Annotated in this window: 7 protein-coding genes; all 7 read left to right on the forward strand. The window is 51.6% G+C overall.

Annotated features, from left to right (window positions below; translation table 11 throughout):
• The coding region (locus tag AC1DUA_RS07545) for a hypothetical protein (RefSeq protein ID WP_477499144.1) at positions 1 to 3006 on the forward strand (3006 nt) is incomplete at its 5' end.
• Between the two features lie 36 nt (positions 3007 to 3042).
• Positions 3043 to 3669 (forward strand): CIS tube protein, encoded by a 627-nt coding sequence (locus AC1DUA_RS07550; RefSeq protein WP_186456340.1) that lies wholly within the window; start codon positions 3043 to 3045, stop codon positions 3667 to 3669.
• A gap of 4 nt (positions 3670 to 3673) precedes the next feature.
• The gene (locus AC1DUA_RS07555; protein WP_477499145.1) at positions 3674 to 4765 is read left to right on the forward strand and encodes a phage late control D family protein; all 1092 of its coding nucleotides are present in this window, start codon (positions 3674 to 3676) and stop codon (positions 4763 to 4765) included.
• On the forward strand, positions 4765 to 5490 hold the full coding sequence (locus AC1DUA_RS07560; protein ID WP_477499146.1) for a phage baseplate assembly protein V: 726 nt from the start codon (positions 4765 to 4767) through the stop codon (positions 5488 to 5490). The genes AC1DUA_RS07555 and AC1DUA_RS07560 overlap by 1 nt, the downstream gene beginning before the upstream one ends.
• 17 nt (positions 5491 to 5507) lie before the next feature.
• Positions 5508 to 5909, forward strand: a complete 402-nt coding sequence (locus AC1DUA_RS07565; RefSeq protein ID WP_079410475.1) for a GPW/gp25 family protein — start codon at positions 5508 to 5510, stop codon at positions 5907 to 5909.
• A 55-nt stretch (positions 5910 to 5964) separates the two neighbouring features.
• On the forward strand, positions 5965 to 9036 hold the full coding sequence (locus AC1DUA_RS07570; protein ID WP_477499147.1) for a baseplate J/gp47 family protein: 3072 nt from the start codon (positions 5965 to 5967) through the stop codon (positions 9034 to 9036).
• A 25-nt stretch (positions 9037 to 9061) separates the two neighbouring features.
• On the forward strand, positions 9062 to 11314 hold the full coding sequence (locus tag AC1DUA_RS07575) for a putative baseplate assembly protein (RefSeq protein WP_477499148.1): 2253 nt from the start codon (positions 9062 to 9064) through the stop codon (positions 11312 to 11314).
• Positions 11315 to 11672: the final 358 nt, after the last annotated feature.

The raw sequence follows: 11672 nt of genomic DNA on the forward strand, positions 1-11672 counted from the left end.
GTGCAAGAGCAAGAAAGAACGCAAGAGCAGCAGAGAGTGCAAGAGCAAGAAAGAACGCAAGAGCAGCAGAGAGTACAAGAGCATGAGAGAACGCAAGAGCAACAGAGAGTGCAAGAGCAAGAAAGAACGGAAGAGCAACAGAGAGTGCAAGAGCAAGAAAGAACGGAAGAGCAACAGAGAGTACAAGAACAAGAAGGAACGCAAGAGCAGTTGAGTGTGCAAGAGCAAGAAGGAACGCAAGAGCAACAGAGAGTGCAAGAGCAAGAAAGAACGCAAGAGCAGCAGAAAGCGCAAGAGCAAGAGAAAGCTCAATCTCTAGTGCAGACGGAAGTTCTTCAGCAAGGGAATGTGAAGCAGCCAGGGCAAGTGGTGGATCATGCAACAGCTACTCATGCAGATAGGCAAAGGAATGTTGAGTCAAGGCATGTGGGAGTAATTTCCAGTGATACTAAGCTCGCTGATGATGTAAGAGCAGCTCGTCTAACTATGCGAGCAGCGGGCGAAATGGGACAGAGTTCCGTGATGGAGCATCCAGAGAAGCCTGTCGCTAATCAAGTGAGTGGACAGCGGATTCCTGCTTTTACAAGTCATGAAAGTGCGTCCAGAGTATCCAAGCTTATTCATAGAAAGCCTAACCCCATGGAAAATGGTGCAGAAGCTGCCGTGAAAATTCAAAGCAATGAAAAATTGCTGCAGCAGCTCCTTCAAAAACAAAGACAGCAATCTTCTAATGATTCTATTGTTGGAAGTACATATACAAATCCTAATCTTATGACGATGCCCAAACCGCGAATGCTGCGGGGGGAGAGCAATCAGGGGAGGCTACCGGATAGAAGTAGTGAAGCTGGTACAGCACTGATGGGTAGTCCCCATGAGATGAGTCATGCCAAGAACACACAGCCGATAAGTCTACAAAGCCCAATGGGACGGCAAATGGAAGGTTTTCGAGCCGGCCTACAGGCGAGTTCCGTGGTGCAAAACGCTCAGCGGGTATTTCGATCCATTGCCAAATTGGAGAAACAAATAGGGGGGAATCGACCTGAAGCGGGAAATAATGCGTCTTCAGAACGAGGTGCCCACCGTCCCTCAAACATAACTTCTGAGATATCTACAAATATAGCTAGAAAGGCTGAAAACAGCTTAACGAAGTTAGTTTCAGCCAGTCCACTTGACGGTTACCGTGCTAGTCTTAAAGCAAGTAGCCGACTTCAGGAAGCTGAGCGTATATTCCGCTCTCCAGCTAGCAATGAAGGAAGCCATGTTAATCATGAACAGCGGGTTGAAAACCAGATGGTTGAGCGAGATGCAGATGTCGTGCAAAGCACTCTACCGTCTGCTGACTTAGCTTCTGAGATATCTGCAAAAATCGCAGAATCCAGTATCTCGAAAATTGGGTCTATTTTTACCGTGATGGCAGCAATGAATGACGAGAATAGACCGAGCAGCCGCTTGGTCAGTGAAAATACAGAACGATCCGCTGAAGGTAGTAGGGGAAGTCGGGTTAGAGGATCGAACACTTTTGGTCGGATGATTGAAAGGATTTTCCGTAAATCGACGGAGCAGCTACCTGATTCAGAGGTACCACAAGAACAAGCCAGACGCAGTCAGTTGACTGCAGACGCCAGTGAAAAGGGATCGAACAATTGGACTCAAAGCAGCCTGTCATCGGGAGGCTTTGCAGCTGAGATTGCATCGAAAATAACGGAAAATAGTTTGAAAAGCATGGGACCGAGCCTTGCACCGGCAGCAGCAGAAATAGGAATGCTGAGGAATAGGCAAGCTGATGCGGTGCTGCGGAAACAGTCACCAATGACTGCTGTCCAGGCCATTTGGAGACAAAGAGAAGAACCGTCTTCTCTGGATAGAAAAGTGGAACCAGAAAGCAGTAACCGTACAGTATATGTTAAGGAACTAATAGGATCATCCACAACTGCAAGTGAGTTGTCCTCAGGAACCGTTCAGAGTAGGCCCCTGAGTATTACTAGAGGAATTGGAACTTCAGTTCCAATGGTTGGTAGAAAGACGCAGGCCTCTCTAGGTGAGGGAGCTTCAGCTAGCCCAGGCCAAATAAGGTCGCTAAATTCGAGTTTGATTGATACAAGTAGATCAACCGAAGTTCAGCGGTTAATGGAAGCTGAGGCACGCGCGAAGCTTCAACTGCAGGCAGGGAGCGCAATGCCATCGCGGAAGCAGCCTGCCATGGGAGCTAGGCGCGGAGCGCAAGTTGAGCATATTCAGCGGCAAACCATAGCCGCTGAAAGCGAACGCGCGCTTCGCGCGAGTTCTGGTTCGCTCAATCAGCAGGAAGCCGGCAGCTTCCAGTCTGATTCCGCAGAGCGAACCATCAGAGCCCAGAGCGCGCTGGAAGAAGCGCGCGCTCTGGCAGGGCAGCCCGCTGCCGCTTCGCGGGCAGCGGCAAGAACAGACGCGCGAAGCACTCGCGCGTCAATGGCTCGCCAGCCCGCCAGCATGACACCGCGTGTCATGCCGCTGCTGGCGAGCACCGCAGGAGCGCGCATCGCTGCTCCTGCGGGAACCGCTGCGGCTTCGCCTGCCGCAGCGGTAAACGGACTGCCCGTCTACGGGACGGGCAGCTTCACACAGGCGGCTGCCATAGGCAGAGCCGCCGCCACAACCGCTGGCGCTCAGCGCAGCGCCAGCACACTGCTGCCTATCCTAGGCAGCAGCATCGGATCCGCGAGGCAGGAGCATCTAGCCCCGCAGCTGCCAACGCTGGAGCACAAGCAAGCTCCAGCGGCTCCAGTGCCGAACAGCACGCTTGCGGATGCCCCGCTGGAGATGGACTGGCTGCGCACCAAAGCGAGCGCAGATGAGGCCCAAACCCCAGCGGCGCCGGTTCCACAAGCGCCGCCGGAGCTGACTAGCGAGCAGCTGCAAGAGATCATGAAGCAGATCCCGCAGCTGGATGTTGCCAAGATTGCGGATAAAGTATTCCGCGAAATCGAGAAAAGAATGAAGTTCGAGCAGCAGCGACGTGGATTTTAACATTTTACATAGAAGAAGAGGAAAGGACTGACACGTGTGGCACTCAAGAAAGCCATGATTATCGTAGACAAGGGAAACAGCAAAGAGAATGTGCAAGTTTTGTTTAATCCGGGTGAGTATACACTTGATACGACCAACAGCTATTCTTGGAATACGGTGCCAGGTCTGTCCATGCCTATCGGACAATTCGTGAGTGGTGGGACGACCACGCTCTCCATGGATTTTTATTTTGACACCTACGAAAAAGGGACGGACGTCCGTGAATATACGAAGAAAATATCCGGTCTTCTGGATGTAGAGAAGGAACTGCATGCGCCTCCAATTTGCCGATTTGTCTGGGGTTCCCTGGACTTCAAAGGTGTTGTCGAAAAGGTGAATCAACAGTTCACGATGTTTCTCGATACGGGAGTGCCGGTTCGTGCCAAGCTGAAAGTTACCTTTCGCTCCTGGCATACGAAGAAGGAGCAGCTGCAGACAATTCCCCGCCACTCAGCGGACCGAACGAAGCAGAAGATGCTGAAACAAGGGGAACAGCTCTGGATGATTGCTGCCCATGAATACGAAGATCCAAGCTTATGGCGGGAAATTGCCAAGGCGAATCAGATCGATAATCCGCTCAAAGTCGTAACGGGACGACGTATTGCTGTCCCAAGATTGGACTGATCCAATGGCAACTTTAAGCTTGGAATCCAGCACATCCACTTATGATGATTTAGCTAAGAAGTACAAAGAGTTTTTCGCGCCAGCTTACTTAATTACGGTTGATGGGACGAAGCTTTCTGATAATATGGCCATTTCTACGATACGCGTGGAGACCTCTATCGATGGAACGGCGGATTCTTTTTCATTCCGAGTAACGAATGCTTACGATGTGACGAAAAACGATTTTCAGTGGCTTACCGAATTTACACTGGGGAAAGCCATCGACATTAGTCTTGGATATGTCGATAAATTCACACCGGTATTTACTGGATTTATCACGTCTGTCGTTGTCGATTTCCCCGAGAATGAAGCACCTGGTCTCATTGTACGAGGGATGGATTTCTCGTATTTGATGATGAAGGGAACGAAGTCCCGCTCGTGGAACAAAAAGAAATATAGCGATATTGTCGAGGAAATCGCCAAAACCTACGGTGCCAAAGTTCATGTTGATGCGACGACGACCGAATATCCGGTGATTGCTCAAAGCCAGATTAATGACTTTCATTTCATTCAAAATTTAGCTAATTTGGTCAATTATGATTTCTTTGTTGTAGGGAAGAACTTGTATTTCCGCAAGCCACTTACCGATATGTCGCCAGTATTGACACTGGAAATGGGAAAAACCTTGCGCAGTCTAACCATCGACATGAATCTTGCCGAGCAGATCACCAGCGTGAAGGTGCGAGCATGGGATAACAAAGAACTGAAAGTGATTGAAGGAGAGTCAGCTAGCATATCGAAGCTTGGTTCAAATTCCAGAACGGGGAAGGATATCCTTGCGTCCAAAGGGGATTTCGTGGAACATGTGTACACCAATGTCACCTCTGTGGAGGAAGCCAAAACATATGCCAGCGCCCTGCTTAACAGGCGGGCTATGAAGCTGATCAGCGGTTCAGGAGAATGCATCGGCATTCCGGAAATTAGAGCAGGACGGTATATTAAGCTTGATGGAGTAGGCACAAAGTTTGACCAACCCTATTATGTGACAGGCGCTACGCACCTGATTAATGATGACGGTTATACGACGCGCTTTCAGATAGGAGGGAATGCAGTATAATGTTCAAACTTCCCGATATCACCCTTGGCGGTGTGGCCAACTTCGCCTCCCAGAAAATCGGCGGTGTTATGGTCGCAGTTGTGACCAACAATAACGACCCTGATAAGCTGGGGCGAGTGAAGCTGAAGCTGCCACTGCAAGAAACGGAAACCGAAACGGATTGGGTCCGCATTGCCACGATGATGGGCGGTAAGGAGATGGGCAGTCTTTTTATCCCGGAAGTGAATGATGAGGTGTTAGTCGCTTTCCATCTCGGGGAGCTGCGCCAGCCTTTCGTAATCGGTATGCTGTGGAATCCCAAAAATAAGCCGCCGGCGCCAGCCGAGAAAAACGATCTGCGGATGATCAAATCGCGCTCAGGCCATGAATTATCGTTCAATGACAAAAGAGGTGACGAGAGCATCACGATAAAGACTAAAAAAGGTCAAATTATCGAGTTGAAGGACAAGGACGACAGTATTTCAATTGCCGATCAAAGCGGGAACAACAAGATTATGATCAAAGGCGGATCGGCGAATGAGATTTCGATCGTCAGTCAAACATCCAAGATCACGCTTAATGCCAAAGGCGAAGTAGCGATTGAAAGTTCGAAAGAAATTAAAATTAAATCAACGCAAATTAACATAGAAGCATCAGCGACGATGGCGCTTAAAGCAGGGGCTACGCTGGATTTGAAGTCGGATGGCATCATTAATATTAAAGGCAGTATGGTCAAAATCAATTAACGAAGGAGCGTGGACGGGTGTCGGAAGCATTTTTGGGGCGAGGCTGGAAATTCCCGATTCAGGTCGACCCTGCAACAGGGCGAATTCGGATGTCCGAATATGAGGAAGACATCGCTGAAGCGATCCGCGTTATTCTGGGCACCACACAGGGAGAACGGGTTATGCGTCCGAGCTTTGGCTGCGGCGTGCAGGAATTCATTTTTGGCTTAACGGACGATACATCTCTGCATCTGCTGGAAAGCAATATTCAAGAGGCGATTCGTAACTGGGAGCCGAGGGTCCATGAGGTGGACGTGAAGGCTGTGCCGGAAGCAGATGATCCGGGTAAAGTGATGATTCGCATCTCGTATCTAGTGCGTACGACGAATAACTTGTTTAACCAAGTGTATCCTTTTTACTTATATGAAGGTTCGAAATAGAAAGAGGCAGCGGAAACGATGATGATACGTGCAAGAGAGGAGGTGGAGCTGAGCGATGCAACCTCCCAAAATTGACCCCCGAGATATACCAGATCTCATAGCGCAGATGAAGGAAATGGCGCCTTATTATACGCCGGAATGGCGCTTTACGCCTGAGAACCCGGACCCGGGTTCGGCGTTATTCCTCATGTTCGCGGATATGTTTCATGACAACATCAAACGTTTGAACCGAGTGCCTACGAAAAATCTTATTTCGTTCCTCAATATGTTCGATGTCACGCTGCTTCCGGCCAGACCAGCCAGCAGTTATTTGACTTTCGCACTGAACGAGGGGACGAAGGAGTCCGTGTTCATATCGTCGGGTACACAGGTTGCTGCAGCAGCTGAGGACGGTAATATTTTGTATGAAACCGCCCGCAGCGCGCTGTTGACGCCTGCCCTGCTGACGGATGCCTACGTGACAAGTCGTAAGCAGGATAAGATTATTCGCATCGCGGAGGCGTTTTTGACGGCATCCCGGCAAGGCTTGGCAGCCCCGACAGCGCTATTCCGGCTGCAGGGGGATAATTTGCAGGAGCATGCGATCTTCTTGGAGCACAGTGCTCTCTTCACCTTGTCCAGCACGGCGCGGATTGAGATTGAATTCCGCAACTCCAAACGGCGGTTTGAAGAGCTTGCGCTGTCTAGCCAACTGGCTGACCCGCTATTAACCGAGTGGCTGTATGCCACGGCGGACGGATGGATGCCTTTTGACCAAGTAGCAGCCAAAGGTAATCGGGTTATCCTTTCCAAAGCGCACGAGGGGAAACTTGCCCTGAAGGAAGTGAACGGAAGGGAAGGTCGATGGATTCAATGCCGTCTGAAACCTCTTCTGCCAGGTGGGAAAACGTTGGCGGATAGCCAGCTGTCTATGGACCATATTTCCTTCAAAACCGATTACACGGATTCGCTGGAACAAGGCGGCATTCAGCCGGACCTCATGTTTTACAATGATATTGCTGCGGACCCCAGCGGATTTTATCCGTTTGGCGACCAGTTTGCACTGTATGGCACTTTTTATATCGGGAGCCAGGAGGTATTCACGAAAAAAGACGGCGATATTCAGCTGAGTTTTGGGCTGCAAGCTATTGAGAACCGTTTCGGAGCGGAACTAACGGATAACATCGATTGGAAAATGGTGATGAAAAAGTCCAAATTCGATAAGCCTCCTGTCATCCATATTACGGTGCTGCAGGTTGCTTGGGAGTATTGGAATGGCACAACTTGGGTGCGTTTAGAGGTGGGAAAAGAAGCGGAGAAGCTGTTTTATTACCCGACAGAGCAGAAAGTGCGTAAAGACATTAGCTTCCGCTGTCCGCTTGACCTCGAAGCCACTTATGTGAATGGCAACGAAAACCATTGGATAAGGGCAAGAATTTTACATATCGAAAATGCATACGTGGCACAGGCGCTATTCTTATCCCCGTGGATCGATGAGGTCTCCATGACCTATGAATACGAAGATCGTCTTTATCCTGCTGAGCATTGTTTGGCGCTGAATAATACGGTATTTGAGGATCGGACACGTCACAGCAAGCAGCTCGAAGGGGGCTTCGAACCCTATCAGCCACTAGAGGGAAGTCATCCAGCGATGCATCTATGCTTCGATTCGCCGCCTGTTAAGGGCCCGATTTCGGTCTACGTTTCGGTGAAGCAGCAACGGTTTGCGGAGCAAGACTTGCCACTGTTGGAGTGGGAATATTTACGTGCAGGCTTAATGCTGGGACATCCTTCCGAATGGGTACCACTTAAGGTGATCGACGATACGAACGGTTTGACGCAGAGCGGGACGGTGCAGTTTGTAGGCCCTTCAGATTTTGCTGGTGAATCCTTGTTTGGCCAAGAGGGATTCTGGATTCGCGCTGTGAATCGCGACGACAAATACGATGATATGACAGGGCGAATTCAAGTTCCTACCCTTTATGGGCTCTATATGAACACCATTCAAGTTCTCCAGCAGGAGACGATTATCGGAGAAGTTCCTGAAGCCAGAGGGCTGGAGGAGCTAGAGTACCAGCTGAGCCGAAATGGCATCGTATCGGAAGAAGTCTGGGTCGATGAGACGGAATTCGTGACGGAAGAAGAGATTGCCGAGTATGACAGAGCTGGAACACCGCTGATGGAGATTAGCCGGGATTCCGAAGGCAATTTGCTGCAGTTGTGGGTTCGCTGGATGGCCGTACGTCAAATGGCTGATTCGGGCAATAAAGATCGCCATTATATGATCGATCGCACGTTTGGCCGCATTCGTGTTGGCGACGGCGTTCATGGCATGCACCCGCCAAAAGGCGGATTGGCGCAGATCAAAGTCACGTATCAAGTGACTTCGGGGCAAATAGGCAATGTAGGCGCGCGTGAAATTAATCAGATGCAGGATTCTATCGCATTTGTCGGCGAGGTGTATAATCCGGAGCCAGCGTCTGGTGGCTGCCAAGCCGAGAAGCTGGAGTCGGCCCTGGAGCGTGGTCCTGAGATGCTGAAGCACAGAAACCGTGCGGTTTCGGCCAAAGATTACGAATGGCTCGCACGCGAGGCTTATCCGAACATCGCCAAAGTGAGCTGTATCGCCAATCGAAACGCCTATATGCAAAAAGAGATCGGCGCTATGACACTTGTTATTTTGCCAAAGGAAGGCCAGCAAGGCAGCCTCGCGTTTCCTGTGCTTAAGAAGCAAGTTGAGCGTTATATCATCGAGCGCGCATCGAGTCTTGTAGCCTTTCCAGAGCGGCTCCAAGTGATCGAGCCCGTATATATGGAAATCTCCGTTTCGGCCATTGTGGCTGTTGAAGGCATGGATGCTGTCGTCACGACGGAAATACAGGCAATGGAGAAGCTGAACCGCTTCTTGGACCCATTGACCGGGAATTTCGACGGCAAGGGCTGGGCTATCGGCCAGCAAATTCATCCATCTGTCTTTTACGCGTTACTTAAGACGATTCGAACGATCAGCCATGTAGAGAAACTCTACATGACGGTCTATAAGCTGGAGGACAGCGAGCGGGTCGAGCTGGACGTGAACCGACTCCCGGCGCTCCCGCACGGCATTATTGTGAGCGGGAAACATAAGGTAGTCGTGAACGCTATGTAAGGAATATCGAAGGAGGTGAGCACAAGTGCTGCCAATCCCTAATTTGGATGACCGAATGTTTGAACAGATGGTGATGGAGGCTCGGAAGTCGATTCCAAAGCTGTTTCCCGAGTGGACGGATGAAAATGAACACGATCCAGGGATTACGCTGCTGGAGCTGATGTCATGGATGACCGAGATGCAGCAGTATTACCTAAACCGCGTAACGGAGAAAAATGAGCGAAAGTTTCTGAAGCTGCTCGGCATTCGCCAGCGTGAAGCGGTGTCGGCTGTTTGTGATGTGGCATTCTCAAACGTGGATCAGCCGCTTGTGCTTCCGAAGGGGACTCCGCTGCAAGCGATGGATCAGCGATTTGAGACGACTCGTACGGTACAGCTCGTGCCTTCGACGCTGGAGAAGGTGCTGGTACGCACAGAGACGGCGGCTGGCGATTTTACATCCAATAACCAGGCGAAGATTGCTTATTACGCTTTTGGGTCGGATGCGATCAAAGGAGCGCATCTGTATCTAGGGTTCGATCGGGCGCTGCTCGTGGAAACAGAGGTTTCCTTGGCATTTCAGCTATACGATCGATATCCAGTCCGTGTGAGCCATCGGCAGGATGCGGCTGAGCCCATCATTTCATCTGCGAAGGTGGGATGGACGTTCGCTGGTGCAGGACAAATTGCGGGGCAAGGACAGCGTGGACAAAGTGAAAGCTGGCTGCCGGTCGAGGCAATAAGCGACACGACGGTTCACCTGTCACAGAGCGGTGAAGTGCGTTTTCGCATTACTTCCGAGATGAAGCCAATGGCTCTCTATCCAGCCGATGACCGCAGCCGCTACTGGATCTGCTGTACACTGGAGGAGGACGGTTATGAGCTTCCACCAAAAATCGAGAAGGTAAGCCTGAACAGTGTGCAGGCGACAGAGCAGGAAACTTTCAGCGAAGTGACGACGTTCGGCAGCACAGGAGAACCAGATCAGCGTTTTGAGGTTAGCTCTTATCTAGCTTATGGCGGACTGCACACGGTGCAGGTGCAGAATGAGCAGGGCCGCTGGCTCGATTGGCACATCGTCGCTGAGCTGAAGGACTACGGGCCGAATGATCTCGTCTGCCAGCTGCTGCAGGATTCGACCCTCCGCATAACCCGTCTACGCTTTGGCGACGGGGTGAACGGCAGCATCCCACCGCAAGGCGCGCAGCGGGTGCGGCTCATTGCCTACACGGCCGAGTTCGACTACGGCCGTTATATTGGAGGCAGCAAAGGTCTGCCGGGTCAGACCTTTGAGGTCGCTCGCGGCCGCACGTTCAAGCCCAGCAGCATGCTGCTGCAGGTAGGCTATTGGCCGCGTGGCGGAGGCAGCGTCGTGTGGGACGACTGGCGGTCCGTGGATGACTTCGATAATTCGAAGTCCACGGACCGGCATTACGTCTACGACGCTGTGGCTGGAACGATCCGCTTCGGCAATAACGAAGCGGGGCTTGTCCCGCCCAAGTCGGTGGAACCGAATATCCGGTTCCTGGCGCTGCAAGCGGGCGGGGGCGAGCGGGGCAACGTGAAGGACGGCCTCGTGACCGGCTTCACGGAGGAGCCTGGCGTGAGCGTGACGAATCCGTTCCCGGCGCGGGGCGGCCTGGAAGCGGAGACGCTCACACAGGCGAAGCTGCGCGTGCGGCGCGAGCTGGACACGCCGACCAGAGCGGTGACCGGCGAGGACTACGAGCGCATCGCCAAGGCGACGCCGGGTCTGCGCGTCGCGCGGGTGAAGGCAATCCCGCTGTACAAGCCAGGCATGCGGGATTACCCCAAGGTCAAAGCGCCAGCGCAGATGACCGTCGCGGTTGTGCCTTATAGCGAAAGCGATAAGCCGAAAGCGGGCAAGGGCTTTTTGCAGACGATCAAGGGGCATCTGGATCGGCATCGGCTTTTGACGACAGAGCTCCACGTGATTCCGGCGGAATATATCAAAATCACGGTTCACGCGGTAGTCGTCATGGAACCGAAGTACAAAAATGAGCAGCGCCGCATTACGCAAGAGCTGAGACAGCTGCTTCAGCCGATGGATCATGGCCAGGGCTCGGAGGGCTGGCGTTTCGGCCGGACGGTGTACAAAGGTGATATATACGGCGTTATTTCCCGGATCAAAGGTGTAGTGTATGTGCAGGATCTTTGGCTGGATGCTGAAGGCACTGGTTTTCAGAAGGATGGCGCTGGCGATATACATATCCCTCCTTATGCGTTGGTCTACTCCGGCAATCATGAGGTGGAGACGATTAGTCAGACGGATTTATAGCAGCTGGATGCGTGATGCTCTAGTTTCTGTTTTGTTTGAGCTTGGCGGGTGCGTTTGCGGGAACTAAGAGCCCTTATTTATGCGATTTGCTGCAAAATGAAGCGATAAGCGGAACTACAGGGTCCTATTTTGACCCAGATCGGGCTAATTCGAGGGTTGCGGATAAATAGCGCCCTGTAGTTCCCTTTGATGGCCGAAAAGGGTCGGAATGAGGGGAATAGCGTACCGTAGTTCCTTTCCTTTTCCCAGCGCGCGTGCGGGGGTTTAAGGCAGTAGATTTTCAAGACAGAAAAGAGGTGACGAACGATGCAGGATGGACAAACGTTTTTTTCATTGAACAAACCGCTTGATTGGGAGC

It is taken from the genome of Paenibacillus sp. 01T422, from assembly GCF_056398785.1.